The sequence below is a fragment of the Microbacterium sp. 70-16 genome (genome assembly GCF_001898315.1).
Lineage (GTDB): Bacteria > Actinomycetota > Actinomycetes > Actinomycetales > Microbacteriaceae > Microbacterium.
Window position 1 is genome coordinate 276,527 of the sequence record NZ_MKTQ01000014.1, and the last position, 26,823, is coordinate 303,349.

Annotated in this window: 22 protein-coding genes and 2 tRNA genes; 3 read left to right on the forward strand and 21 right to left on the reverse strand. The window is 70.1% G+C overall.

Annotation, left to right across the window (positions count from 1 at the left end):
• Window positions 1-4: 4 nt before the first annotated feature.
• The 3 genes from BGO46_RS06315 to polA all read right to left on the reverse strand — a co-directional run bounded on the left by BGO46_RS06315 (window position 5) and on the right by polA (window position 5,493).
• Window positions 5-1,039 (reverse strand): LLM class flavin-dependent oxidoreductase, encoded by a 1,035-nt coding sequence (locus BGO46_RS06315; protein WP_292677019.1) that lies wholly within the window; start codon window positions 1,037-1,039, stop codon window positions 5-7.
• Window positions 1,040-1,076: 37 nt separating this feature from the next.
• Window positions 1,077-2,753: a DUF885 domain-containing protein gene (locus BGO46_RS06320; RefSeq protein ID WP_292677016.1), complete on the reverse strand. Its 1,677-nt coding sequence runs from the start codon at window positions 2,751-2,753 to the stop codon at window positions 1,077-1,079.
• A 100-nt stretch (window positions 2,754-2,853) separates the two neighbouring features.
• Entirely contained in the window at window positions 2,854-5,493 is a 2,640-nt protein-coding gene (gene polA / locus BGO46_RS06325; RefSeq protein WP_292677014.1) for a DNA polymerase I, read from the reverse strand.
• A 64-nt stretch (window positions 5,494-5,557) separates the two neighbouring features.
• Between polA and BGO46_RS06330 the strand changes: the two genes are divergently transcribed.
• Window positions 5,558-5,983 (forward strand): hotdog fold thioesterase, encoded by a 426-nt coding sequence (locus BGO46_RS06330; RefSeq protein ID WP_292677012.1) that lies wholly within the window; start codon window positions 5,558-5,560, stop codon window positions 5,981-5,983.
• Between the two features lie 170 nt (window positions 5,984-6,153).
• On the opposite strand, the gene BGO46_RS06335 is transcribed toward BGO46_RS06330, so the two are convergent.
• A complete protein-coding gene (locus tag BGO46_RS06335; protein WP_292677010.1) occupies window positions 6,154-6,774 on the reverse strand; it encodes a response regulator in 621 nt (206 codons plus the stop codon).
• 57 nt (window positions 6,775-6,831) lie between these two features.
• Here BGO46_RS06335 and BGO46_RS06340 point away from each other — a divergent pair.
• Window positions 6,832-6,975 (forward strand) — tRNA-Leu (locus BGO46_RS06340).
• Between the two features lie 50 nt (window positions 6,976-7,025).
• A tRNA-Leu gene (locus BGO46_RS06345) sits at window positions 7,026-7,108 on the forward strand.
• A 66-nt stretch (window positions 7,109-7,174) separates the two neighbouring features.
• Here BGO46_RS06345 and pyk read toward each other — a convergent pair.
• From pyk to BGO46_RS06430, 17 genes are all read right to left on the reverse strand, one after another.
• Entirely contained in the window at window positions 7,175-8,623 is a 1,449-nt protein-coding gene (pyk, locus tag BGO46_RS06350) for a pyruvate kinase (protein ID WP_292677008.1), read from the reverse strand.
• 47 nt (window positions 8,624-8,670) lie between these two features.
• Window positions 8,671-10,140, reverse strand: a complete 1,470-nt coding sequence (locus tag BGO46_RS06355) for a glutamate synthase subunit beta (protein ID WP_292677006.1) — start codon at window positions 10,138-10,140, stop codon at window positions 8,671-8,673.
• On the reverse strand, window positions 10,133-14,719 hold the full coding sequence (gene gltB, locus BGO46_RS06360; protein ID WP_292677005.1) for a glutamate synthase large subunit: 4,587 nt from the start codon (window positions 14,717-14,719) through the stop codon (window positions 10,133-10,135). Before gltB ends, BGO46_RS06355 begins: the two co-directional genes overlap by 8 nt.
• A 64-nt stretch (window positions 14,720-14,783) precedes the next feature.
• Window positions 14,784-15,767, reverse strand: coding sequence for a prolipoprotein diacylglyceryl transferase (gene lgt, locus BGO46_RS06365; protein ID WP_292677002.1), 984 nt, complete (start codon window positions 15,765-15,767; stop codon window positions 14,784-14,786).
• A 53-nt stretch (window positions 15,768-15,820) separates the two neighbouring features.
• Window positions 15,821-16,606, reverse strand: coding sequence for a tryptophan synthase subunit alpha (gene trpA, locus BGO46_RS06370; RefSeq protein ID WP_292677000.1), 786 nt, complete (start codon window positions 16,604-16,606; stop codon window positions 15,821-15,823).
• Window positions 16,603-17,811 (reverse strand): tryptophan synthase subunit beta, encoded by a 1,209-nt coding sequence (gene trpB / locus BGO46_RS06375; RefSeq protein WP_292676998.1) that lies wholly within the window; start codon window positions 17,809-17,811, stop codon window positions 16,603-16,605. The genes trpA and trpB overlap by 4 nt, the downstream gene beginning before the upstream one ends.
• The gene (gene trpC / locus BGO46_RS06380; RefSeq protein WP_292676996.1) at window positions 17,808-18,584 is read right to left on the reverse strand and encodes an indole-3-glycerol phosphate synthase TrpC; all 777 of its coding nucleotides are present in this window, start codon (window positions 18,582-18,584) and stop codon (window positions 17,808-17,810) included. The genes trpB and trpC overlap by 4 nt, the downstream gene beginning before the upstream one ends.
• Window position 18,585: 1 nt before the next feature.
• Window positions 18,586-18,816 carry a DUF6704 family protein gene (locus BGO46_RS06385; RefSeq protein ID WP_292676994.1) on the reverse strand — a complete coding sequence of 77 codons (231 nt, stop codon included), beginning with the start codon at window positions 18,814-18,816 and terminating at the stop codon, window positions 18,586-18,588.
• Window positions 18,817-18,853: 37 nt separating this feature from the next.
• On the reverse strand, window positions 18,854-19,450 hold the full coding sequence (locus tag BGO46_RS06390; RefSeq protein ID WP_292676992.1) for a Trp biosynthesis-associated membrane protein: 597 nt from the start codon (window positions 19,448-19,450) through the stop codon (window positions 18,854-18,856).
• A complete protein-coding gene (hisI, locus tag BGO46_RS06395; protein ID WP_292676989.1) occupies window positions 19,447-19,803 on the reverse strand; it encodes a phosphoribosyl-AMP cyclohydrolase in 357 nt (118 codons plus the stop codon). Before hisI ends, BGO46_RS06390 begins: the two co-directional genes overlap by 4 nt.
• Window positions 19,800-20,564 carry an imidazole glycerol phosphate synthase subunit HisF gene (gene hisF / locus BGO46_RS06400; protein ID WP_292676987.1) on the reverse strand — a complete coding sequence of 255 codons (765 nt, stop codon included), beginning with the start codon at window positions 20,562-20,564 and terminating at the stop codon, window positions 19,800-19,802. Before hisF ends, hisI begins: the two co-directional genes overlap by 4 nt.
• Window positions 20,564-21,406: an ATP phosphoribosyltransferase gene (hisG, locus tag BGO46_RS06405; RefSeq protein WP_292676985.1), complete on the reverse strand. Its 843-nt coding sequence runs from the start codon at window positions 21,404-21,406 to the stop codon at window positions 20,564-20,566. Before hisG ends, hisF begins: the two co-directional genes overlap by 1 nt.
• Before the next feature lie 44 nt (window positions 21,407-21,450).
• Window positions 21,451-21,714 (reverse strand): phosphoribosyl-ATP diphosphatase, encoded by a 264-nt coding sequence (locus BGO46_RS06410; RefSeq protein ID WP_292676983.1) that lies wholly within the window; start codon window positions 21,712-21,714, stop codon window positions 21,451-21,453.
• A gap of 68 nt (window positions 21,715-21,782) precedes the next feature.
• Window positions 21,783-22,445: a ribulose-phosphate 3-epimerase gene (gene rpe / locus BGO46_RS06415; RefSeq protein ID WP_292676981.1), complete on the reverse strand. Its 663-nt coding sequence runs from the start codon at window positions 22,443-22,445 to the stop codon at window positions 21,783-21,785.
• A gap of 24 nt (window positions 22,446-22,469) precedes the next feature.
• Window positions 22,470-23,828, reverse strand: coding sequence for a transcription antitermination factor NusB (locus tag BGO46_RS06420; RefSeq protein WP_292676979.1), 1,359 nt, complete (start codon window positions 23,826-23,828; stop codon window positions 22,470-22,472).
• Window positions 23,825-24,805, reverse strand: a complete 981-nt coding sequence (gene fmt / locus BGO46_RS06425) for a methionyl-tRNA formyltransferase (RefSeq protein ID WP_292676977.1) — start codon at window positions 24,803-24,805, stop codon at window positions 23,825-23,827. Before fmt ends, BGO46_RS06420 begins: the two co-directional genes overlap by 4 nt.
• A 26-nt stretch (window positions 24,806-24,831) precedes the next feature.
• Entirely contained in the window at window positions 24,832-26,820 is a 1,989-nt protein-coding gene (locus BGO46_RS06430) for a primosomal protein N' (protein ID WP_292676975.1), read from the reverse strand.
• Window positions 26,821-26,823 lie beyond the last annotated feature (3 nt).

The following is a 26,823-nucleotide window of genomic DNA, read 5'->3' on the forward strand; positions in this document are numbered from 1 at the left end:
CTACTCACGCGGATGCCAGCAGGTCATGCACCAGGGGCAGGACCTTTGTGCCGTAGAGCTCGATCGAGCGCAGCATCTTGCCGTGCGAGAGCGTGCCGTTGGCGTACTTCAGGTCGAACCGGTCGGCTCCGAGGGTCGCGACCGTCGCCGCGATCTTGCGCGCCACGGTCTCGGGCGAACCGGCGTAGATCGCGCCCTCGGGCCCGACGTCGTGCTGGAACTGCAGGCGGCTGTACGGCGGCCACCCGCGCTCGGCGCCGATCGCGTTGCGGTTGGCCTCCATCGCGGGGTACAGCTCCTCCCATGCCTGGGCGTCGGTGTCGGCGATGTGGCCGGGTGAGTGCACGCCCACCGGCATCCGGTCGCGTCCGAACGAGTCGAGCGAGCGGTGGTACAGGTCGACATACGGGCGGAACCGCTCGGCGGATCCGCCGATGATCGCGAGCATGAGGCCGTACCCGTAGCGCGCCGTGCGCACGACCGACTCGGGCGAGCCGCCGACGCCCACCCACGCCGTGATGCCGCTCTCGGTCTTGGGGAACACGTCGGCATCCGTCAGCGACGCGCGCGTCGTGCCCTGCCAGGTGACGGGCTTCTCTGCCATCAGCTGCGAGAAGAGGTCGAGCTTCTCTTCGAACAGCACCTCGTAGTCGCTCAGGTCGTAGCCGAACAGCGGGAACGACTCGATGAACGAGCCACGCCCCAGGATGACTTCGGCGCGGCCGCGTGAGAGGGCATCCAGCGTCGCGAAGCGCTCGTACACGCGCACGGGGTCGTCGCTGGAGAGCACCGTGACGGCCGTGCCGAGGTGGATCCGCTCGGTGCGCGCGGCGGCCGCGGCGAGCACCAGTTCGGGGCTCGACACCGCGAACTCGTGCCGGTGGTGCTCCCCCACCCCGAAGAACGACAGGCCCACCTGGTCGGCGAGGACGGCCTGATCCACGATGTCGCGGATCGTCTGCGCGTCGCTGACGCGCTGTCCGTCCTCGCCGATGGTGATGTCGCCGAACGTGTCCAGACCGAGCTCTACTGTATGCATACGAATAGGAACTCGCCGGGACCTGCGGGCATTCCCGTCAGCTCTGGGCCAGTGCCATCCGCAGCGTCTCGAGGCCGACGCCACCCAGGCGCAGGGCGCGCATGTGGAAGCGCTTGATGTCGAAGCCTGCGCCCTCGCGCTGCGCAGTCTCGTCGCGGATCTGCTCCCAGATGCGCTGGCCGACCTTGTACGAGGGGGCCTGCCCCGGCCAGCCGAGGTAGCGGTTCACCTCGAACTGCACGAACTCGTCGGGCATGTTGACGTTGCGGCGCATGAACTCGAGCGCGTAGTCGGCATCCCACGCGCCGTTTCCGTCGGGACGCGGCTTGCCCAGGTGCACCCCGATGTCGAGCACGACGCGCGCGGCGCGCATGCGCTGTCCGTCGAGCATGCCCAGGCGGTCGGCCGGGTCGGCGAGGTAGCCGAGCTGATCCATCAGGCGCTCGGCGTAGAGCGCCCAGCCCTCGGCATGACCGCTGGACCCCGCCAGCAGGCGGCGCCACGAGTTGAGCTCGCTGCGGTTGTACACGGCCTGCGCGATCTGCAGGTGGTGTCCCGGCACACCCTCGTGGTAGACGGTCGTCAGCTCGCGCCAGGTGTCGAAGGAGTCGACGCCCTCCGGCACCGACCACCACATGCGACCGGGGCGCGAGAAGTCGTCCGTCGGGGCCGTGTAGTAGATGCCGCCCTCGTGCGTCGGCGCGATCATGCACTCGATCGTGCGGATCGGCTCGGGGATGTCGAAGTGGCTCTTGCCGAGCTCGGCGATGGCGCGATCACTCGTGGCCTGCATCCAGCGCTGCAGCGCCTCGGTGCCGTGCAGCTTGTGGCTCTCGTCCTGCTCGAGGAAGGCGACAGCCTCTTCGACGCTCGCGCCGGGGAGGATCTCGTTCGCGATCGCCTCTTGCTCGGCGACCATTCGGGCCAACTCTTCCAGGCCCCACTCATAGGTCTCGTCCAGATCGATCTGCGCGCCGAGGAACCGTTGCGAGTACAGCTGGTACAGGTCGCGCCCGACGCCGTCCTGTTCGGATGCCGCGGGGGCCAGCTCGCGCGTGAAGAAGTCGGCCAGCTGATCGTAGGCGACGCGCGCGGCGTTGCTGCTGGTGGCGAGGTCGCGCGCCAGCGAGGCGGGCAGCTGGCCTTCGGCGGGGGCAGCTTCGCTCGTGAACTCCGCGAAGAAGCCGCCGTCGGCGGTGTAGCGGGCGATCTGCGTCACGACTTCGGTGACCTGACGACGGGCGGGCACGACGCCCGTCGCGATGCCCTCACGCAGCGTCTCGATGTAGCCGCGGATGGCTCCGGGCAGTGCGCCCAAACGGGTCGAGATGACCGACCAGTCCTCGACCGTCGCGGTCGGCATGAGGTCGAACACATTGCGCAGCTCTTGCGCGGGCGAGGCGATCACGTTGACGTCGCGCAGGTGGGCGCCCACCTCGTGCAGGGCGATGTCGAGCTCGAGGTCACGCGAGAGGTCTGCCTTCGTGACGACGTCCACGTCGTCGACGGGGTCAGCCGCCTGCAGGGTGGCGAGCGTGTCCTTCACCGCTGCGAGCGTCTTCTCGTGGCCCGCGAGCGACTGGTCGCCCAAGCGGTCGTTGTACTCGAAGCGCCCGATGTAGGTCGCAAGACTCGGGGCCAGCTCCGCTGCGGTGTCGACCCAGCCCTCGGCGATCGTGTCGATGGGGGTGGGCGTACGTGGGGTATCGGTCATGCTTCGAGGATAGGTAGTGCACCGTCCGTGTCGCCACCCGGTGGCCTGCGGCGCGGCCACGCGTCGCGCCGGTGGCCCCGCGGCGGGGCTCGCGCCGAGGTCAGTGCCCGGCGACGTCCCAGTTCTCGCCGCGGCCGATCTGCACATCCAACGGCACGGAGAGCTGCGCTGCGTCGCCCATGCGGTCGCGGACGATCTTCTCGACGGCATCCCACTCGCCCGGCGCGACCTCGATGACCAGTTCGTCGTGGATCTGCAGCAGCACACGCGAGGTCAGTCCGTCTGCGACCAGTTGGTCGTGGATGTGAAAGAGCGCGAGCTTCATGATGTCGGCCGCGCTGCCCTGGATGGGAGCGTTCAGCGCCGCGCGTTCGGCGTTCTCGCGAAGCACGCGGTTGGGGCTGCCGAGGTCGGGGAACGGCCGGCGCCTGCCGAAGATCGTCTCGGTGTAGCCGTCGATGCGGGCCTGCTGCACGGAGGAGCGCAGATAGTCGCGCACCGCACCGAAGCGCGCGAAGTACTCGGTCATGAGCTGCTTGGCCTCGGCCTGCTCGATGCGCAACTGCTTCGACAGACCGAACGCGCTCAGGCCATAGACCAGGCCGTAGCTCATCGCCTTGACCTTCGTGCGCATGGCGGGCGTGACGTCGGCCGGTTCCACACCGAACACGCGCGAGCCGACGAAGCGGTGCAGGTCTTCACCCGAGTTGAACGCCTCGATGAGTCCGGCGTCGCCCGACAGGTGCGCCATGATGCGCATCTCGATCTGGGAGTAGTCGGCCGTCAGGAGCGTCTCGTATCCGGCGCCGACTTCGAAGGCCGCGCGGATCCGATGCGATTCCTCACTGCGGATCGGGATGTTCTGCAGGTTGGGGTCGGTGCTCGACAGACGCCCGGTCTGGCTGCCCGTCTGCAGGTACGTGGTGTGGATGCGACCTGTCGCGTCGATCGCGGTGTCGAGCGACTCGATGATCTGACGGAGTTTCGTGGCCTCGCGGTGCTGCAGCAGCAGGGCGAGGAACGGGTGGTCGACGCTCTCTTGCAGGTCGGCGAGAGCCGCGGCATCCGTCGAGTACCCGGTCTTGGTCTTGCGGGTTTTGGGCAGCTGGAGCTGCTCGAACAGCACCTCCTGCAGCTGCTTGGGCGAGCCGAGGTTGACCTCACGGTCGATCTCGGCGAACGCCAGTTGCGCGACACCTTCAGCGCGGTCGGCGAGCTCTGCCGAGAACGTGGAGAGCTTGTCGTGCGAGACGGCGACGCCCGCGAGCTCCATGTCGGCGAGCGTGTCGAGCGTCGGCAGCTCGATATCGGTGAGCACGGTGAGGATGGGGGCGGGCATCTCATCGCGCAGCGGTGCGGTCACCCGCAGCGCGTACCAGGCGAGCTGTGACGGCGTCGCACCCTCGGTCTCGGGGACGAGCTGGGTGGGGTCGGCCTCGGGCAGCTTCTCGTCGAGGTAGCGGTCGACCAGGTCGCCGAGGGTCTTGTCGGGGAAGCTCGGGCGCAACAGCCAGCCGGCGAGGATCGGGTCGAACACGAGTCCGCCCAGCCGGACGCCGGCGCGTCGCAGCGCCTTCACCTGCGGTTTGGAATCCGTCAGGATCTTCGGCGCGTCGGAGGTGAGCCACGGGCCAAGCGCGGCCGCGGCGTCATCGGTCCACGTGGCCTCGGCCGCAGCGTCGGCCGATGCGATGCCGATACGCGCCGGAAGTCCCCCCTCGATCGTGATCGTCACGGCCAGCTCACCTGTTGCAGACGCGGCCCAGTCGGCGAGAGCCGCGGCATCCAGCTGCGCGGGCACGGGGGCGGCAACGGCGGGGGCGGATGCCGCGTCGACATCGGCGGCATCGGCACCGACGGCCTCGAACACGCGCGGCAGCAGCGTGCGGAACTCGAGCCGCGCGAAGATGTCGCGGACGGCCTGCGCGTCGATCGGCTGTACCGCGAGGTCTGCGGGCGTGACGGGAAGCTCGACGTCGCGCAACAGGGCGTTCAGCGACCGGTTGCGGCGCACGTCGTCGAGATGCTCGCGGAGGTTGCCACCGACGACACCGGTGATCTTGTCGGCGTTGTCGATCAGGGCATCCAGACTGCCCCACTGCGTCAACCACTTCACGGCGGTCTTCTCGCCCACCTTCGGCACGCCGGGCAGGTTGTCGCTGGTCTCGCCGACGAGCGCGGCGATGTCGGGGTAGTTCGCGGGCGGCAGGCCGTACTTCTCGACGACCGCGTCGGGCGTGTAGCGCTTGAGCTGCGAGACGCCCTGCACGCTCGGATACAGCAGCGTCACGTCATCGGTGACGAGCTGGATCGTGTCGCGGTCGCCCGAGCAGACGAGCACGTCCATGCCCGCTGCGGCGCCCTGCGTGGCGAGCGTCGCGAGGATGTCGTCGGCCTCGATGCCCTCCTTCGTGAGCACCGTGACGTTCATCGCCGCGAGGCAGTCCTGCAGCAGCGGGATCTGACCCTTGAACTCGGCCGGCGACTCAGACCGGGTCGCCTTGTACTCGGGGTACTGGTCGGTGCGGAAGGAGTGGCGCGACGTGTCGAACGCGACCGCGAGGTGGGTGGGCCGTTCGGCCTTGAGCAGATTGACGAACATCGACAGGAACCCGTAGATGCCGTTGGTGTGCTGCCCGTCCTTCGTCGAGAAGTTGTCGACCGGCAGGGCGAAGAACGCACGGTAGGCCAGCGAATGGCCGTCGACGACGAGAAGGGTAGGCTTTTCGGAGTCCGTCACCCTGCAACTCTAGACGCGGGGTGCGACACGCACTCCCGCATCCGATCGCATCCGAAGGTGGACGATGACAGCTCAGGGCACCCCCACGGCATCCGAGGGTCTGGAATGGGCCACGGCCCGCGGCATGGGAGCCCTCGCCCAGAAGATGGGCATCGAGTTCACCGAGTTCACCGTCGAGCGCGCCGTCGCCACGATGCCCGTCGAGGGCAACACGCAGCCGGTGGGGCTCTTGCACGGCGGCGCCTACGTCGTGCTGGGTGAGTCGCTCGGCTCGATGGCGGCGAACCTGCACGCGGGGCCGGGGCGACTCGCCGTCGGCGTCGACATCAACGCGACGCACACCCGGTCGGCGGCCTCGGGCTACGTGACGGGCGTCTGCACGCCCGTGCACCTGGGCCGCTCGATCACGGTGCACGAGATCGTCGTGACCGACGATCAGGGCCGCCGCTGCTCGACGATCCGCATCACCAACATGATCAAGGACCGCTGAGCGGCGTCCCGCCCGATCCCCCGCCGGTCGCTCGCACCGCTCGGCCGCGTCGGTCGCTCTGACCGCGAGACTGCAGTGCTGCGCCGAAACTGCGTGCACGGGCTGCAGTCTCGGTGCACCGGTGCAGTCTCGCGGATGCGACCATCCGCGCGGGGCGTCAGCGCGGGGTGTCAGCCCTTCTTCGGGGAGAGCTGCTCGATGATCGCCTTGGCGACGTCCTGCATCGTGAGGCGACGGTCCATGGATGCCTTCTGGATCCAGCGGAACGCCTCAGGCTCAGACAGGCCCATCTTCTCGTTCAGCAGGCCCTTGGCGCGGTCGACGAGCTTGCGGGTCTCGAAGCGCTCGACCATGTCGGCGACCTCGGCCTCGAGCGTGATGATCTGCTCGTAGCGGGCGAGCGCGATCTCGATGGCCGGCAGCAGGTCGTTGGGCGTGAACGGCTTGACGACGTACGCGAGAGCGCCGGCCTCGCTGGCCCGCTCGACGAGCTCCTTCTGGCTGAACGCGGTCAGCAGCACGACGGGCGCGACGTGGTTCTTGCCGAGCTTCTCGGCGGCGCTGATGCCGTCGAGTACGGGCATCTTGACGTCCATGATGACGAGGTCGGGGCGCAGCTCAGTGGCGAGCTGGACGGCGGTCTCACCGTCTCCGGCCTCGCCCACGACGTCGAAGCCGTTGTCTCGGAGGATCTCGACGATGTCGAGGCGGATCAACGATTCGTCTTCAGCGACGACGACCCGTCGAGGGGCCGCGGGCGTCGATGCGGGGGTCAGTTCCTGCTCAGTCACCTGTCCATCCTAGAGCCAGCGAGAGGACGAACCTGCGATAGTCTCGATTCCACGTGCGCCGGTGTGGCGGAATGGCAGACGCGACCGACTCAAACTCGGTTGCCCGCAAGGGCGTGTGGGTGGGCCCACGCCATCAGAGGCTCCGCGCGTCGCGAAGCGGCGTGTGGAGAGACGGCGGGGACGACTCCCACCACATCGGCGGAGACGCGTCAGCGTCGCAGCCGATCCGCGATAGTCTCTTCTGGGCGTGCGCCGGTGTGGCGGAATGGCAGACGCGACCGACTCAAACTCGGTTGCCCGCAAGGGCGTGTGGGTTCGACTCCCACCACCGGCACGACACGCAGAAGGGCGGATGCCCGGGGGTCCTCCCCCCGGCATCCGCCCTTCTGCTGCTGTCGACCTAGTTCTGCGACTGGTAGATCGGTGCCTTGCCGTGGACGGCGTCACCGATCTTGTGCACGCGGATGTCGTTGGTCGAGCCGATGATTCCGGGAGGCGAGCCGGAGATCACGACCACCTTGTCACCTTCCTTCGCGAGTCCCTGACCGAGGAAGAACTCGTCGACCTGGATGAACATGAGGTCGGTGTGCGCGACGTGCTCGACGAGGGTCGACTGCACGCCCCAGGTGAGCGCCATGCGGCGGCGGATCGCGGGGTCGACCGCGAACGCCATCATCGGGATGCCGGGGCGCAGGCGCGACATGCGGCGCGCCGTGTCACCGGACTCCGTGAAGATGCAGAGGAACTTGGCCTCGACGAACTCGGCGACCTCGTTGGCTGCGAGGGTGAGGATGCCGCCCTGCGTGCGAGGCTTCGCGCTGAACGGGCGAATGCGGTCGAGACCGTGCTCCTCCGTCGACTCGACGATGCGCGCCATGGTCTGCACCGTGACGACGGGGTACTCGCCGACACTCGTCTCGCCCGACAGCATCACCGCGTCTGCACCGTCGAGGACGGCGTTGGCGACGTCGGATGCCTCGGCGCGCGTGGGCACCGGGGCGTGCGTCATCGACTCGAGCATCTGGGTCGCGACGATGACTGGCTTCGCCATGCGGCGGCACATCTCGACGGCGCGCTTCTGCACGATCGGGACGGCCTCGAGCGGCAGCTCGACGGCGAGGTCACCACGGGCGACCATGATGCCGTCGAAGGCGTCGATGATCTCTTCGAGGTTGTCGACAGCCTGCGGCTTCTCGATCTTGGCGATGACGGGAACCTTGCGGCCCTCCTCCGCCATGATCTCGTGCACGCGGGTGACGTCGGCGGCATCGCGCACGAACGACAGCGCGATGAGGTCGGCACCGGCCTGCAGGCCCCAGCGCAGGTCCGCCTCGTCCTTCTCGGACAGGGCGGGGACGCTCACGGCGACGCCAGGCAGGTTGATGCCCTTGTTGTTGGAGACCGTGCCGGCGACGACGACCTTGGTCGTGACGACGGGTCCGTCGACGCTCTCGACCTGAACGCGGACCTTGCCGTCGTCGATGAGCAGGAAGTCGCCCGGCGAGACGTCGCCGGCGAGACCCTTGAAGGTCGTGCCGACGAGGTCGCGGGTGCCGACGACATCCTCGGTCGTGATGCGGAACGTCTCGCCGACGGCGAGGTCGTGGGGTCCGTCAGAGAACTTGCCGAGCCGGATCTTCGGGCCCTGCAGGTCGACGAGGATGGCTACGGCACGGCCGGCGTCATCCGCGGCCTTCCGCACGTTCGCGAAGCGGACTTCGTGCTCCGCGTACGAGCCATGGCTGAGGTTCATGCGGGCCACGTTGACACCGGCGTCGATGATCGCACGGATCATCTCATACGACTCGGTGGCGGGGCCCAGGGTGGCGACGATTTTCGCGCGTCTCACGTACTGACTCTCCGGTCTGGATCGGTTGTTCGGGGGTTGGCTTCAGCCTACGCGGGCTGCAGGCCGATCGCGACGTCGCGCGGGCCGACCGGCGACGGCAGGTTGGTCTGCCCCATCAGGTACTCATCGACGGCAGCGGCCGCGGCCCGCCCCTCAGCGATCGCCCAGACGATCAGGGACTGCCCACGACCGGCATCCCCGGCCACGAACACGCCGGGAGCCGTCGACTGGTAGTCGTCGGTCCGCTCGACGTTGCCACGGCCCGTGAACACGGTACCGAGTTGCTCCTCGAGAGCGCTACGCTCCGGGCCGGTGAAACCCATCGCGATCAGAACGAGGTCGGCGGGGATCTCGCGTTCGGTGCCGCTGCGGGGCACGCGACGGCCGTCGGCCAGGTACTCGGTCTCGGCCAGGCGCAGGGCACGCACTTCGCCCGCCTCGTTGGCGAGGAACTCAACGGTGGATGCCAGGTAGGCACGCTCGCCGCCTTCTTCGTGCGCCGAGGAGACCTCGAACACGGTCGGCATCATCGGCCACGGCTGGTGCTCGGGCCGCGCCGACGGCGGCTGCTTGCCGATCGCGAGGTTGGTGACGCTCAGTGCGCCCTGGCGGTGCGCCGTGCCGATGCAGTCGGCTCCGGTGTCGCCACCGCCGATGACGATGACGTGCTTGCCCTCCGCGTGGATCTGGTTGGGCACCTGGTCGCCCGCGACGGCCTTGTTGGACTCGACGAGGTACTCCATCGCGAAGTGCACGCCGTCGAGGTCGCGCCCGGGGATCGCGATGTCGCGCGGCACGGTCGAACCGGTCGCGACGACGACCGCGTCGTACCGGGCACGGAGGTCGGCCCATGTGATGTCGACGCCGATCTGCACCCCGGCGCGGAAGCGCGTGCCCTCGTCCTGCATCTGGCGCAGGCGCGACTCGAGGTGCTTCTTCTCCATCTTGAAGTCGGGGATGCCGTAACGCAGCAGACCGCCGATGCGGTCGTCGCGCTCGAACACGGCGACCGTGTGGCCGGCGCGCGTGAGCTGCTGAGCGGCGGCCAGGCCCGCGGGGCCCGACCCGACGACGGCGACCGTCTTGCCGGTCAGACGCGCGGGCGGCTCGGCCTCGACCCAGCCGTTGGCGAAGGCGTCGTCGATCGTCGAGACCTCAATCTGCTTGATCGTCACCGCGGGCTGGTTGATCCCGAGCACGCACGAGCTCTCGCACGGAGCGGGGCAGAGGCGACCGGTGAACTCCGGGAAGTTGTTGGTCGCGTGCAGACGCTCGATCGCCGCGCGGCCCTCGCCGCGCCACATGAGGTCGTTCCACTCCGGGATCAGGTTGCCCAGCGGGCATCCCTTGTGGCAGAACGGTACGCCGCAGTCCATGCAGCGACCGGCCTGACGACGGAGGACGGCGGGGTCGCCCGGCTCGTAGACCTCTTTCCAGTCCATGATGCGCACGGGAACCGGCCGGCGCGCCGGGAGCTCACGCTCGGTGGTCTTCAGGAAGCCCTTCGGGTCAGCCACCGGTCACCTCCAGGATGCGGGTCCAGACGACGTCGCCGTCGGGGTCGAGCCCCTCGGCGGCCGCGTCCATACGGGTCTGCAGCACCGCGGCGTAATCGCGCGGCAGGACACGGACGAAGTTCGCGGCCTCAGCCTCGAAGTCGTCCAGCAGGGCGGCGGCGAGCGTCGACCCCGTCTCGGCGACATGCTGCTCGAGCAGGTCGCGAAGGATCTCGATGTCGCCCGAGCCGAGCTGGAGCAGCTCGAGCTCTCCACTGGCGATCGCCTCGCGGTTGACGAGCGCGCGATCGAGTTTGTAGACGTAGGCGGAACCGCCGGACATGCCGGCCCCGAGGTTGCGCCCCGTCGCACCGAGGATGACCGCGAGGCCACCCGTCATGTACTCGAGTGCGTGGTCGCCGACGCCTTCGACGACGGCGGTCGCGCCCGAGTTGCGCACGAGGAACCGCTCGCCCACGACGCCGCGCAGGAACATGCTGCCCTGCGTCGCGCCGTAGCCGATGACGTTGCCGGCGATGACGTTCTGCGAGGCATCGAACTCGGCGTCGCGCGGCGGCCGTACGACGATCTGCCCGCCCGACAGGCCCTTGCCGACGTAGTCGTTCGAGTCGCCCTCCAGCCGCAGGGTGATGCCTGCGGGCAGGAACGCGCCGAACGACTGGCCGGCAGAACCGGTGAGGTTCACCTCGATCGTGCCCGCCGGCAACCCGTGCTCGCCGTGTGCGAGGGTGACGCGGTTGCCGAGCATCGTGCCGACAGCGCGCTCGGTGTTGCGGATCGGCAGGTCGATCGCGATGTGACCGCCGTGCGCGATGACATCCTGCGCACGCTCGATCAGACCGACGTCGAAGTGCTCGTCGAGCTCGTGGTCCTGATCGCGCAGGTGGCGACGCGGCACCTCGGGGGCGAACGCGGGACCGTCCAGGATCGGCGCGAGGTCGAGGCCGCTCGCCTTCCAGTGCTCGATCGCGCCGTTCACGTCGAGCAGGTCGTTGCGGCCGATCGCCTCATCGAGCGAGCGGAAGCCGAGCTCGGCGAGGTACTCGCGCACCTCCTGGGCGATGAACTGCATGAAGTTGACGACGAACTCCGGCTTTCCGCTGAAGCGGGCACGCAGCACGGGGTTCTGCGTCGCGACACCCACGGGGCACGTGTCGAGGTGGCAGACGCGCATCATGATGCAGCCTTCGACCACGAGCGCGGTCGTCGCGAAGCCGAACTCCTCGGCGCCCAGCAGGGCGGCGATGACGACGTCACGGCCGGTCTTGAGCTGCCCGTCGGCCTGGACGACGACGCGGTCGCGCATGTCGTTGAGCATGAGTGTCTGCTGCGTCTCGGCCAGGCCCAGCTCCCACGGCGTGCCGGCGTGCTTGAGCGAGTTCAGCGGGCTCGCGCCGGTGCCGCCGTCGTGACCCGAGACGAGGATGACGTCGGCGAGGGCCTTGGCGGTACCCGCCGCGACCGCGCCGATGCCCGACTGGCTCACGAGCTTCACGTGCACGCGCGCGGCGGGGTTGGCCCGCTTCAGGTCGAAGATCAGCTGCTTGAGGTCTTCGATCGAGTAGATGTCGTGGTGCGGCGGCGGCGAGATGAGTCCGACGCCGGGCGTGCCACCACGCGTGCGCGCGATCCAGGGATACACCTTGCCCGGGGGCAGCTGACCGCCCTCGCCGGGCTTGGCGCCCTGCGCGAGCTTGATCTGGATGTCGTCGGCGTGCGTCAGGTACATGCTCGTGACACCGAACCGGCCCGATGCCACCTGCTTGATCGCGCTGCGACGCTGCGGGTCGAGCAGACGCTCGACGTCTTCGCCGCCTTCACCCGTGTTCGACTTCGCACCGATCGAGTTCATCGCGATCGCGAGCGTCTCGTGCGCTTCGCGCGAGATCGAGCCGTAGCTCATCGCTCCCGTCGAGAAGCGTGTGACGATCGACTCGATCGGCTCGACCTCGTCGATCGGCACGGGCGGGCGCTCGCCCGTCTTCAGCCGGAACATGCCGCGCAGCGTCTTCAGCTCGGCCGCCTGGTCGTCGACGAGCTTGGTGTACTCGCGGAAGATGTCGTACCGACGGTTGCGCGTCGAATGCTGCAGGCGGAACACCGTGTCGGGGTTGAACAGGTGCGGGGCACCGTCGCGACGCCACTGGTACTCGCCGCCGGTCCACAGGCGCTCGTGCGCCCGCGCGGCCTCGTCCTCGGGGTAGGCGTAGTCGTGCCGCGCCTGGTTCTCACGGGCGATGTCGACGATGCCGATGCCACCGAGCTTGGTCTCGGTGCCGGTGAAGTACTTCTCGACGAGCTGCTCCGACAGGCCCACGGCCTCGAACACCTGCGAGCCGGCGTACGACGACACCGTCGAGATGCCCATCTTGGACATGATCTTCAGCACGCCCTTGCCGAGCGCGTAGATGAGGTTGCGCACGGCCTTCTCGGGTGAGATGCCCGTGATGAACCCGGCGCGCACGAGGTACTCGACGGTCTCCATCGCGAGGTACGGGTTCACGGCGGATGCCCCATACGCGATGAGCGTCGCGACATGGTGCACTTCGCGCACGTCACCCGCTTCGACGACGAGCCCGACCTTCATGCGGTTCTCGCGACGGATGAGGTGGTGGTGCACGGCCGAGATCATCAGAAGCGACGGGATCGGGACGAGGTCCTTGTTCGAGTCGCGGTCGCTCAGGATGATGAACTCCGCACCCTGCTCGATCGCCTCATCAACCTCGGCGCACATCTCGTCGAGGCGCTCTTCGAGGGCGTGCTCGCCGCGGTCGAACCGGTACAGGCCGCGGACGATCGCCGAACGGCGACCGGGCAGCGCACGGTCGATGTGCTGCAGCTTCGCGAGTTCATCGTTGTCGATGACCGGGAAGTCCAGTCCGATCGTCCGGGTGTGCTCGGGCGTCGACTCCAGCAGGTTGCGCTCGGGGCCGAGCGCCAGCGCGAGCGAGGTGACGACCTCTTCGCGGATCGAGTCGAGCGGCGGGTTGGTCACCTGAGCGAACTGCTGCACGAAGTAGTCGAACAGCAGGCGCGGGCGCTCGCTGAGGACGGCGATCGGGGCATCCGACCCCATCGCGCCGAGCGGCTCGGCGCCGTTCTGGCCCATCGGGGTCAGGAGGATCCGAACCTCTTCCTCGGTGTAGCCGAACGTGCGCTGACGGCGCGTGATGGACGCGATCGGGTGCACGATGTGCTCACGCTCGGGCAGGTCCTTCAGGCGCACGCGACCGGAGTCGAGCCATTCCTGCCACGGCTGCAGCGCGGCAAGATCCGCCTTGACCTCTTCGTCCTCGACGATGCGCTGCTGCGCCGTGTCGACGACGAACATGCGGCCGGGGCGCAGGCGCCCGCGCCGCTTGATGCGCGACGGCTCGAAGTCGAGCACGCCGGTCTCAGAGCCGATGACGACGATGCCGTCGGTCGTCTCGGTCCAGCGGCCCGGGCGCAGGCCGTTGCGGTCGAGCGTCGCGCCGACGAGCGTGCCGTCGGTGAAGATGAGCGCCGCCGGGCCGTCCCACGGCTCCATCTGCATCGCGTGGTAGTCGTAGAACGCGCGCAGGTCAGCCGAGATGTCCGCCTGCTTCTCGTAGGCCTCGGGCACCATCATCATGATGGCGTGCGGCAGGCTGCGGCCGGTGAGGGTCAGCAGCTCCAGGACCTCATCGAAGGATGCCGAGTCGCTCGCGCCCTCCGTGCAGATCGGCAGCAGCGGGCGGATGTCACCGAGGAGCTCGGACTCGAGCTGCGACTGGCGCGCGCGCATCCAGTTGCGGTTCGCGCCGACCGTGTTGATCTCGCCGTTGTGCGCGAGCATGCGCAGCGGCTGCGCGAGCGGCCACGACGGGAACGTGTTGGTCGAGTACCGCGAGTGCACGACGGCGAGTTCGCTGACGAACCGCTCGTCCTGCAGGTCGGGGTAGAACGGCTCGAGCTGCAGTGTCGTGACCATGCCCTTGTAGCCGAGCGTGCGCGAGCTGAGCGAGACGAAGTAGGCGTCGTACTCGTTGCGGGCGCGCTTGCGCAGGCGGTAGACACGCCGGTCGAGCTCGATGCCGCTCAGCGCAGGCGCGTCGCCGACGGCGGGGCGCGAGACGAACAGCTGCTCGAACGCCGGGCGTGCGGCATGCGCGAGCTTGCCGAGGTGCTCCTCTTCGGTGGGCACGTCGCGCCAGCCGAGCACCGTGAGGCCCTCGGCGGCAGCGAGCTGCTCGACGCCTGCCTTGACGGACTTGCGTGCCTCTTCGTCGAGGGGCAGGAAGGCCAGGCCCGCGGCGTACTCCCCCACCGGCGGCAGGTCGAAGTCGACGACGGCGCGCAGGAAGGCATCCGGCATCTGCGTCAGGATGCCCGCGCCGTCGCCGGTACCCGCGTCGGAGCCGATCGCGCCGCGGTGCTCGAGGTTGCGCAGCGCCGTCAGCGCGAGGTCGACGATGTCGTGCCCCGGCTCACCGCGCAGCGTCGCGACCATCGCGAGGCCGCAGGCGTCCTTCTCGAACGCGGGGTTGTACATCCCCTGCTTTCCGGGGAAACCGGAGGGGTGTCGCGTGGTCTCTTCTCGACGGGGGCTCGAAGCCATACCTACCGTCCTCATGGTCATGCTCAAACGGGGACGACGTCGGCCCTTGCGTGTAGCTGTGGTGTTAGTTCGAGGCGACTGTGCTTGTGGCGGTGTCCGTGATGGTGTCGCGCGTCGGGGGTGCGCTGACGTCGACGAACTCATCGGTGTTCTGCGATTGTACATTCTTGCCGCCGGTCCACTCGCGACCCCGCTGATACGGCGAGGGCTCGAAGCCGGGATGACGGCGCTTCTGCACGAAGAAGATGACGAGACCGATGACGACGCCGAAGATCGCCGCCCACACGTTGGTCCGCAGGCCCAGGATCACTTCGCTGGGGTCGATGCGGATGTTCTCCCAGACGATGCGGCCCGCGCTGTACCAGACGAGGTACAGGGCGAACAGGCGCCCCCACTGCAGCGTGAAGCGCTTGCCCGCCCACAGCAGGAAGATGACGCCCAGCGTGTTCCAGATCACTTCGTACAGGAATGTGGGGTGGAAGAGGGTCCCTTCGGGAAGGCCCGCGGGCCACGCGGCGTTCGGGTAGTCGATCTGCAGGCCCCACGGCAGGTCGGTGGGCTGACCGTACAGCTCCTGGTTGAACCAGTTGCCGAACCGGCCGAGAGCCTGCGCGAGCAGCAGGCCGGGGGCCAGGGCATCCGCGAACGTCCAGAACCGGATGCCGGTCCACTTGCAGCCGAGCCAGGCACCGATCGCGCCGCCGATGAGGGCGCCGAAGATCGCGATGCCGCCGTCCCAGATGTTCCAGATGGCGTCCTTGACGAACGGGTTCCACCACTCGCGACCCTGGTCGAAGTAGTACGCCCAGTGCGTGAACACGTGGAACAGACGCGCGCCGATGAGGGCCAGCGGCACGGCGAGCAGCACGATGTCGATCACGACCCACGGCTCGGCGCCGCGCTTGGTGAGGCGGCGGTTGGTCATGAGCGCCGCCACGACGATGCCCGCGAGGATGCACAGGGCATAGAAGTGGATCGTCAGCGGGCCGATCTGGAAAGAGCTGATCGACGGGCTGGGGATGCTGGCGACGACAGAGGAGGAAAGCACGAGGGGAAGTCTACTTCGCCGTCACGCTCTGCCCGTGCCGCATCGCGCACGCGTCAGCGCGCGGTGCCGGATGCCAGCGACCGCGCCGTCTCGGCGAGGCCCGCGACACCGCCGTCGCGCAGCGCGCGCACGAGGGCCGTCCCGACGATCGCGCCGTCGGCGTAGTCGACGACGCCCGCGATCTGCTCGGGCGTCGAGATGCCGATGCCGACACAGGCGCGCTCGACGCCGTGGTCGCGCAGCCGCGCGACGAGCGTGCGGGCGGCGGCATCCAACTCAGCGCGCTCGCCCGTGATGCCCATCGTCGAGACGGTGTACACGAAGCCGGTCGAGTTGTCGGCGATCAGCTGCAGGCGCTCGTCGGTCGAGGTCGGTGCGACCAGGAAGATCCGGTCAAGGTCCGTGCGCTCGGAGGCCGCGATCCACTCGCCGGCGGCATCGGGCGTGATGTCGGGGGTGATCAGGCCCGCTCCCCCGGCGGCCAGCAGGTCGTCGGCGAACCGGTCGACGCCGTACTGCAGGACGGGGTTCCAGTACGTCATCACGAGGATCGGCACATCGACGCGGGCGGCGATCTCGCGCACGGCCGTAAACGTGTCGCGCAGGCGGAATCCGGCCGCCAGGGCGGCATTGGTCGCCTCTTGGATGACCGTGCCGTCCATCACGGGGTCGGAGTAGGGCGGACCGAGCTCGAGGATGTCGGCGCCGGCCTCTGCCAGTGCCACGGCGGCATCGATGCTGGTCTGCAGATCGGGGTAGCCGATCGGCAGATAGCCGATGAAGGCGCCGCGCCCGGCCGCCTTCGCGGCATCGATCGCGGCGGCGACGCGGGAGGTCATGCCGTGGCTCCTTCGTCGTACAGGCCGAACCAGCGCGCGGCGGTGTCCATGTCCTTGTCGCCGCGGCCGGAGAGGCTCACCGCGATGACGGCGTCGGGGCCCAGCTCGCGGCCGAGGCGCAGCGCACCCGCGAGGGCGTGGGCGGACTCGATGGCGGGGATGATGCCCTCGGTGCGACTCAGCAGCCGCAGGGCATCCATCGCCTCGGTGTCGGTCGCGGGGATGTACTGCGCGCGACCGATGTCGGCGAGCCACGCGTGCTCGGGGCCGACGCCCGGGTAGTCGAGCCCGGCCGAGATCGAGTGCGACTCGATCGTCTGGCCGTCCTCGTCCTGCAGCACGTACGTCTTGGCGCCGTGCAGGACGCCGGGGCGACCGCGCTCGATCGAGGCGGCGTGCTTCTCGGTGTCGACACCGTCGCCGGCTGCCTCGACGCCGTAGAGCTTCACGCCCTCGTCGTCGAGGAACGCGTCGAACATGCCGATCGCGTTCGATCCGCCGCCGACACAGGCCACGACGGCGTCGGGCAGGCTCCCGGTCTCGTCGAGGAGCTGCTGGCGTGCCTCCTCAGAGATGATCTTCTGGAAGTCGCGCACCATCGCGGGGAACGGGTGGGGCCCTGCCGCGGTGCCGAAGATGTAGTTGGTCGTCTCGACCGAGGCCACCCAGTCGCGGTACGCGTCGTTGATGGCATCCTTCAACGTGCGGGACCCGGTCGTCACTGGCACGACCTCAGCGCCCAGCAGCCGCATGCGTGCGACGTTGAGCGCCTGGCGCTGCGTGTCGACCTCGCCCATGTAGACGGTGCAGTCGAAGCCGAACAGGGCCGCCGCGGTCGCCGTGGCGACACCGTGCTGGCCGGCGCCGGTCTCGGCGATCACGCGCGTCTTGCCGAGGCGCTTGGTGAGCAGCGCCTGACCGATGACGTTGTTGATCTTGTGCGAGCCGGTGTGGTTGAGGTCTTCGCGCTTGAGGAAGATGCGTGCTCCCCCGGCGTGCTCGGCGAATCGCGGCACCTCGGTGAGGGCGGAGGGGCGACCCGCGTACGAGTGCAGGAGCGAGGTGAACTCCGCCTGGAAGGCGGGGTCGATCTTCGAGGCCTCGTAGACCGCCGTCAGCTCATCGATCGCCGAGATGAGCGCTTCGGGCATGAAGCGCCCACCGAACTCGCCGAAGAAGGGACCGGGCTGTTCGCGCAGGCTCATGCTCCCGCCTCCAGGAATGCGTGCAGAGTGGATACGGGGTCGTTCGTGACGAGCGCTTCGCCGATCAGTACGACGTCGGCGCCGGCCGAGCGGTAGTGCGCCACGTCGGCAGGCGCGAGAACGGCCGACTCGGCGATCTTGACGGCATCCGCCGGGAAGTGCTCGGCGAGCGAGCCGAACAGGTCGCGGTCGAGCTGGAAGTCGACCAGGTTGCGCGCGTTCACGCCGATCAGGCGCGCGCCGATGTCGGCGGCGCGCTCGAGCTCTTCGCGCGAGTGGGTCTCAACCAGCGGCGTCATGCCGAGCTGCCGGACGAGGTCGTGCAGCTGCGCGAGCAACGGCTGCTCAAGGGCGGCGACGATCAGCAGGACGATGTCGGCGCCGGATGCCCGGGCCTCGAGCACCTGGTAGGGGGTCGCGATGAAGTCCTTGCGCAGCACGGGCAGCGAGACGCGCGCCTTGACGGCTTCGAGATCGGCGAGGCTGCCCTTGAACCGGCGGCCTTCGGTCAGGACGGAGATCGCCGAGGCGCCGCCCTCTTCGTAGCGGGCCGCCTGCAGCGCAGGATCGGGGATCGCGGCGAGATCGCCACGCGACGGGCTCGCGCGCTTGACCTCCGCGATGATCTTGACGCGGTCGGCGGGAGCGAGGGCGGCGAGGGCGTCGAGTGCCGGGGCCTGCGCGAGCGCGGCGCGCTCGAGCGCGGCGAGCGGCCGCTCGGCCGCGCGTGCCTCGGCATCCTCCACCGCGCCGGCGGTGAGGCCTGCCAACATGTCAGTGCTGCTTCGACGCGTACTTGGTGCCGTTGACGCCGTAGCCGACCTTCGCCATCACCCAGCCGACGATCGCGCCGACGATGAGCAGGCCCACCGATGCGAACACGAGCACGGGCAGGTCGAGGACGTAGAAGACAGTGCCCAGCGTGACCGCGAGGAGCATGATCACCACGGCGGTCCACGCAGCCGGCGAGTGTCCGTGGCCGGGGTCGTCGATGGGGTTGCTCATGGTTCTCCTTCACGAGGCGCGGGTGTTCCCGGCCAGTCTAGCGGTCGGTCGGATCCTGACCGTGCGACAGATCGTCCCACGAGTCGATCGCGTCGTACGGGCGCGACCCCGAAGGGGCGTCAGTCACGGCGGCATCGCGGCGGTAGCGGCGACCGCCGGCGCGCCAGCGGTGCGCCGTGAGCACCGTCAGCAGGCCACCGACGAGCACCAGGACGCCCGCTGCCGCAGCGGCGAACGGCCACGCCGTGACGGCAAGCGAGGCCACCAGATCAGCGATCGCGGACGCGCCGGACAGGCCCGTCGCCTCCGTGACGGCCGCGGCGACGGCATCCAGCGGCTGCTCGATGCCGATCCGACCCGAGCCGATCAGCAGTCCGACGCCGATCGCCGCGGCGATCACCCCGAAGACATAGCGCAGAACGCGCCCGACGATCGACAGCGCGAGCCCGAGCGCGAGCGCTGCCAGGCTCAGCGGCGCGAGCAACGGGAACGCCGCGGCGCCCGGCACCGGCAGCGAGGTCGTCGCGCCGACGCGCAGCGTGACCTCCAGCCACGTCTGCGTCGACGCGATGATCGCGATCGTGCCGCCGAGGATGATCGCGACGACCGAGATGGTCCGCGCCCGTGCGATCACGCGGATCCCTCGACCGGGGCCAGGTCGTCCGCGTCGAAGCACGTGCGGTCGCCGGTGTGGCAGGCGGCGCCGATCTGCTCGACCTCGATCAGCAGGGCATCGCCGTCGCAGTCCAGACGTGCACCCTTGACGTATTGGGCGTGGCCCGACGTGTCGCCCTTGCGCCAGTACTCCTGGCGCGAGCGTGACCAGAAGGTGACGCGTCCTTCGGTGAGGGTGCGGCGCAGCGCCTCGGCATCCATCCAGCCGAGCATCAGCACTTCGCCCGTGTCGTGCTGCTGGATGATCGCCGGGGCCAGACCGTCGGCGTTGAACGCGACGCGCGCGATGCGGTCGGCGACGGACTCGCTCATGCTCGCACCTCGATGCCGTCCGCGACAAGGGCATCCTTCACGTCGCCGATCGTCAGCTGGCCGGAGTGGAAGACGGATGCCGCGAGCACGGCATCGGCACCCGCGTGGATCGCCGGCGCGAAGTCGGCCGCGGAACCCGCACCGCCCGAGGCGATCACCGGCACCGACGAGAGCTCGCGCATGAGGCCGACGAGTTCGAGGTCGAAGCCGTCCTTCGTGCCGTCGGCGTCGATCGAGTTGACCAGCAGTTCGCCCGCGCCGCGGTCGATCGCCTCGCGCGCCCAGTCGAGCGCGTCGAGCGTGGTCTCCGTGCGCCCGCCGTGCGTGGTGACGACGAACCCCGACTTCGTGCCGGCGGCACGCTTGATGTCGAGCGAGAGCACGAGCACCTGTGCGCCGAACCGGTCGGCGATCTCGCCGATCAGCTCGGGGCGTGCGATGGCGGCGGAGTTGACGCCCACCTTGTCGGCGCCGACGCCGAGCAGGCGTGCGACATCGTCGGCACTGCGGACTCCCCCGCCGACTGTCAGCGGGATGAAGACCTCTTCCGCCGTGCGGCGCACGACGTCGTACGTCGTGGAGCGGTCGTCGACCGTCGCGGTGACATCGAGGAAGGTCAGCTCATCGGCGCCCTGCGCGAAGTACAGCGCGGCAAGCGCGACAGGGTCGCCCATGTCGCGCAGGTTCTCGAAGTTGACGCCCTTGACGACCCGGCCCGCCGCGACGTCGAGGCACGGGATCACCCGACAGACGAGCGACATCAGAGCCTCGCGTTGTGGATCGCCGTCACCAGGATCGCCCGGGCGCCGATCGCGTACAGGGCATCCATCACCTGGTTGACCGTGTTGCGGGGGGTCATGACGCGCACCGCGACCCACTCGGGGTCGCGCAGCGGCGAGATCGTCGGCGACTCGATACCGGGGGCGATCGCGACCGCCTCGTCGACGAGCGCGGCCGGCAGGTCGTAGTCGATCAGCACGTAGCGCCGAGCCACCATGACGCCGCGCAGGCGCCGCAGCAGCGTCTCGGTGCCCGCCGCCTCGACCGGCGCGCCGATCAGCACGGCCTCGGACTGCAGGATCACGGGGCCGAAGACGGCGAGCCCCGCCTGCTTGAGGGTCGTACCGGTCTCGACGACGTCGGCGATCGCGTCGGCGACGCCGAGATCGATCGCCGACTCGACGGCGCCGTCCAGCGGCACGAGGTCGGCGGCCACACCGTGGCTATCGAGGAAGCTGTCGACCAGGCCCGGGTACGACGTCGCGACGCGCACGCCGTCGAGGTCGGCCACTTCGGCGTACTGGTCGGGCCGCCCGGCGAACCGGAACGTCGAGCGGGCGAAGCCGAGCGCTTCGATCTCGCGGGCGCCGGGCATCCGGGCATCCAGCAGCAGGTCACGGCCGGTGATGCCGACGTCGAGCGCACCCGAGCCGACGTAGGTGGCGATGTCCTTCGGACGTAGGTAGAAGAACTCGACCTCGTTCACGGGGTCGATGACGTGCAGGTCTTTCGAGTCGCGGCGGCCGGTGTATCCGGCTTCCGCGAGCATCTCGGCGGAGGTGTCGGCGAGCGACCCCTTGTTCGGCACGGCGATGCGCAGCATGTGCGGTCTCTTTCGGTGGCTGAGCGGTCGGGGCGAAGGCGCGCTCAGAGATGTCGGTAGACGTCGGCGAGGGTCAGCCCCTTGGCGAGCATCAGCACCTGCAGGTGGTAGAGCAGCTGCGAGATCTCTTCGGCTGTCTCGTCATCCGACTGGTACTCGGCCGCCATCCACACTTCGGCGGCCTCTTCGACGATCTTCTTGCCGATCGCGTGCACACCGCGGTCGAGTTGTGCGACCGTGCCGGAGCCTTCGGGGCGCGAGGCGGCGGTCGCGGTCAGCTCCGCGAACAGTCCGTCGAACGTCTTCACCATGACAGGCTACCGTGCCGCGCGGGATGCGCAGCGCGGGCTGCGCTCAGTGGCGCCGCAGTGGCGCCTCAGTGGCGGTGGTGAGCGGATGCCTCGGCGCGCAGCGCCGCGATCGCCTGCTCGGGGTCGCCCGCGCCGAAGACGGCAGACCCGGCGACGAACGTGTCGGCGCCCGCCTCGGCCGCCTGCGCGATCGTCGAGGCCGAGATGCCCCCGTCGACCTGCAGCCATACCTGGGACCCGCGGCGGCGTGCTTCATCGTGCAGCCGCGCGAGCTTGGGCATCTGGTCAGCCATGAAGGATTGGCCGCCGAACCCGGGTTCGACCGTCATCACGAGGATCTGGTCGAACTCGTCGAGCACGTCGAACAGGCCCTCCACCGGCGTCGCCGGCTTGACGGCCACACCCGCACGCGCGCCGATCTGCCGCAGCCGCCGCGCGAGGGCGACGGGCTCTGCGGCCGCTTCGAGGTGGAAGGTGACCGATGCCGCGCCGATCTCCGCATAGCCCGGCGCCCACCGGTCGGCGTCGGTGATCATGAGGTGCACATCCAGCGGCACCGGGCTCGTGTCCTGGATCCGCTGCACCATCTGCGGGCCGAAGGTCAGGTTGGGCACGAAATGGTTGTCCATGACGTCCACGTGCACGAAGTCCGCGGTCGCGATGCGGGCGAGATCCGCCTGCATGTTCACGAAGTCGGCAGACAGGATGCTGGGGTTGATGCGGGCCACACCCCCACCCTATGCGGGCGGGTGTCAGCGGCGGCGCAGCAGCGAGATCGACATCGCGTCGGTGCCGTGACGGTGCGGCCACAGCTGCGCGCGTCCGCTGCCGTCGGCGAGGTCGATGGGGTTCTGCGAGACGGATGCCACGACGGCGCGGGCATCCAGTTCTTCCACCTCGCCCGCGTGCGTGCGCAGCGCCTCGGAAACGATGCCCGCGGTCTCGGCCAGGTGCGGCGAGCAGGTCACGTACGCGACGACGCCGCCGGGCCCCAGCGCCGCGATCGCGGCTTCGAGCAATTCGGTCTGCAGGGCCGCGAGCGTCGGCACATCGGCGGGCTGCTTGCGCCAGCGCGCTTCGGGGCGGCGGCGCAGGGCACCGAGGCCCGTGCAGGGCGCGTCGACGAGAATCCGGTCATAGCGGCCGCGGCCGGCGCGCGTGCGGCCGTCCTCTTCCGACACGGGCACCTCGAGCGGGATGCCTGAGACCGAGTCGCGCACGAGGCCGGCGCGCGCCGGCGACAGCTCGTTGGCCTCGACGTGGGCACCGTGCGCGAGGGCTTCCGCGGCGAGCACGGCGGTCTTGCCCCCGGGGGCCGCACACAGGTCGAGCCACTGCTCCCCCGCCCGCACGGGCAGTGCACGCGTCAGCGCGAGCGCCGCGAGCTGCGATCCCTCATCCTGCACGCGGATGCGACCGCCGGATGCGACGACGAGGGACGCCGGATCGCCGCCGGCCGACCGGAACCCGATCGGCGAGAACGGCGTCGGCACCGCCTCGGCGGGCACGTCGGCAAGACCCGGCAGTGCGGTCAGCGTCACGCTGGGCGACGCGTTGTCGGCCTCGAGCAGCGCCGCGAGCTCGTCGGCGCGGTCTTCGGCGGCGAGGGCACGCCGGAAGGCGCGGATGACCCACACCGGGTGGGCATACCGCAGGCCCAACCGTTCGTCCTCGGAGCGCGCGGCGGCGTCGAGGCGCTCGAGCCACTCCTCCGCGGTCCGCTCGGAAACCCGCCGCAGGACGGCGTTCGCGAAGCCCGATGCCGGCTTACCCGCCGCCTGCCGCACTTGCCGCACGGTCTCGTTGACGGCGGCGTGCGAGGGCGTGCGCATCGACAGCAGCTGGTGGGTGCCGAGCCGCAGGGCGTCGAGGACGGCCGGATCGATGGCATCCGTGCCCCGTCGCGCGGCTTCGGCGATGATCGCGTCGTAGGTGCCTTCGCGGCGCAGCGTGCCATAGGTCAGCTCGGTGGCGAGACCCGCGTCGGCAGGCGACAGGCCGGCACGCGCGATCGCGCGCGGCAACAGGAGGTTGGCGTACGCATCGGAGGTGTGCACGGCGCGCAGGGTGTCATAGGCGACCCAGCGCGCGGACTGGCCGGCGCCGCTCACGGGGAGCCTCCTGACAGGTCTGGCGGGCCCGGTAGGGCTGCCCGGTCCGGCAGGTCGGCGCGCGGCGCGTCGCCGCGCAGGCCGCGCCACCAGTCGGCGGCGTTCATGGCGCCCTTTCCAGCTGGTTGGACGGTCTTCAGCAGCACCGTGCCCTCGCCCGTGCCGACGACGACGTCACGGCTGTTCAGCGCGAACGCGCCGGGCTCGAGCGTGAGATCCGGTCCGCGCAGCGCCGCGAGCACCTTGAGGCGCTGGCCGTCGACCTGCACATGCGCGCCGGGCTCGGGCGTCGTGCCACGGAACCGGTCCAGCACGCGCTCGGCGGGGAGCGTCAGGTCGAGCGCGCCGTCGGCGAGCGTGAGCTTGGGCGCCAGGGTCGGCTCGCCGGCCTGCAGGATGGCCCGTGCGGTGCCGTCCCCGATCGCGGCGACGACGTCGGTGAGAAGGGCCGCACCGCGGTCCGCCAGCGCGGTGAGGACCTCCCCCGCGGTGTCGCCACGCGGGACGTCGTAGCGCAGCTGCGCGAACACGTCGCCGGCATCCAGCGCGGGCACGAGCTGGAACACGGCTGCGCCCGTCGTGCGGTCGCCCGCGATGAGGGCGTGCTGGACGGGAGCCGCGCCGCGCCAGCGCGGAAGCAGCGAGAAGTGCAGGTTGATCCAGCCGTGGCCCGGCAGCGACAGCAGCGGCTCGCGGACGAGCCCGCCGTACGCGACGATCACGCCGAGGTCGGGGCGCAGTGCCGCGATCTGGTCGGTCGCGGCGGCGTCGAGGCGATCGGCCTTGATGACGGGCAGACCGAGCTCGGCAGCCGCCGCGGCGACCGGTGACTGCGTCAGGACGCGCTTGCGCCCGATCGGGGCATCCGTGCGCGTGACGACGCCGACCAGCTCGTGGCCGCCGTCGGACGCGGCGGACGCGAGCGCACGCAGCGACGGGACGGCGGGGTCGGGAGTCCCGGCGAAGACGATGCGCATGGGAATCCTCGGGGCGTTCGAACGGGTCACAGATCGAGCTCGGGAACGTCGAGCCGCACCCTGAGTGTAGTCCGGGGCGCGAAGCGGTCTCCGCTCGAACCGCGCCGGCGGCGCCCGCGCAGGGCGTCCGCGACGACGGATGCCCGGAGGGTGTCGGCCACCGTCTTGCCCGCCGCGTACTCGAACCGCACGAGGGCACGCACGCCCTCGCCCTCGACCGGCACGGGTCCGAGGACGGCCGTGGGCTCCAGTCGCGGTAGCGCGCCGCGCAAGTCGGCGATCGCGTTCTGCACGCTGGCGGCGGTGCCCTCGACCGTCGCGACCCGCACGGCGGGCGGCATGTGCAGCGGCGCGCGGTCGGCAAGCTCAGCACGCGCGTACGCGGGCTGCGTCCACGTCGCGAGGGCCCGCGCGACGGGACCTGCCACCCCGACCAGGTGGACGGGTGCGCCGGGTGCTGCGAGGGCCGCGGCGTTGGACCACCAGCGCAGGCAGGACTCGCCGATCCGCAGCTGCTCGGCCAGCAGCATTCGGTCGCCGTCGAGCAGGATGATCGCGTGATAACCGCCCTCGGCGTGCGGTTCGGCGCCGCGCGTCGCGACGACGAGCGCGGGGCGGGCATCCACCGACACGACCGGATGGTCGCCGTCGGCGAGGATGACGCGCGTATTCGGGAACGCACGTCCGAGCTCATCGGCCGTCCGCTCACTGCCCGACGACGCCATCCGCAGTGTCGTGCTCTGGCAGTGCGGGCACGCCCACGACGAGATCGTGCGCCCGCACCACGTGCAGTCGGGCGCGGCGCCCTGGCGGCGGGCGCGGAGAGGTCCCGTGCAGTGCGGGCACCGCGCGGGCGTGCGGCACTGGGCGCACACGAGCACGGGCGAGTAGCCAGGCCGCGAGACCTGTACGAGCACGGGGCCGTGCGCGAGCGCCTCGCGCGCCGCGGCGAAGGCCGCCGACGGCACCCGCTGACCGCGAGACTCGCCTTCACGCGTCGCCGACAGCACGACGGTCGGGCTCTGCCGACGGTGGGCGGGCACGTCGCGGACCCAGCCCAGCTGCACGAGCCGCTCGACGTCGGTCGTGCGGGTGTGACCGGCGAACACGAGCGCGGAGCCTTCGAGCTCTTGCCGCACGAGCGCCGCATCGCGGGCGTGCACGCCCGGGCTCAGCGGCTCGGACAGCAGCGGATCGCCGTCGTCCCACACCAGCACCGCACCCACGTCACGGGCCGGCGCATACACCGTCGAGCGGTTGCCGACGACGATCGCGGCGGGCCCGCCCAGCAGCCGCAGGTAGCCGGCGTAGCGCTCCGGGTTCGGCCGCCGCGCGTCATCCCGCAGCACGGCCTCTTCGGGCGCACGCGCCGCGAGCACGGCAAGCACCTGGTCTTGGTCGCGCTGATCGGGCACGACGATGAGCGTGCTGCGTCCGCGTGCGAGCGTGTCGATCGCGATGGCCGCGAGCAGCTCTGCCCACGCGCCGACGGGCAGGTCACGCGCGGGCCGCGGCGGCGCGTCGACGGCGATCCGCGTGCCGGCGGCGACCGCGTCGTCCAGCCCGGGGAACTCTGCGAGCACGGCGCGCGCCCAGTCGACCGCTGCCGGGTCGGGTGTGGTGGCGGATGCCTCGGCATCCCGCTCTGCCGCGAGCCAGGCCTTCTCGGCGCGCACCATCCGTTTCGGGATCGCGAGCCGCAGGATGTCGCTGGCCGACCCCGCGGCCCGGTCCGCCGCGCGACGCGCGAGCGCGTACAGCTCCGGCGTCAGGACGGCGACGGGTGACACCACGGCATCCAACTCGGACAGTGGCTTCGACGTCGCCTGCGCGTGCGTCGCATCGACCACCTCGACGAGATACCCCTCGACGACGCGGCCCGCCGTGCGCAGCGGCACCTTCACGCGCACACCCGGCACCGCTTCGGCCTCTAGCCGCGCCGGGATGGCGTAGTCGAACAGCCGATCCAGCTGTGGCAGCGGCGAGTCGATCAGGACCCGCCCGACGAGCGGCATGAT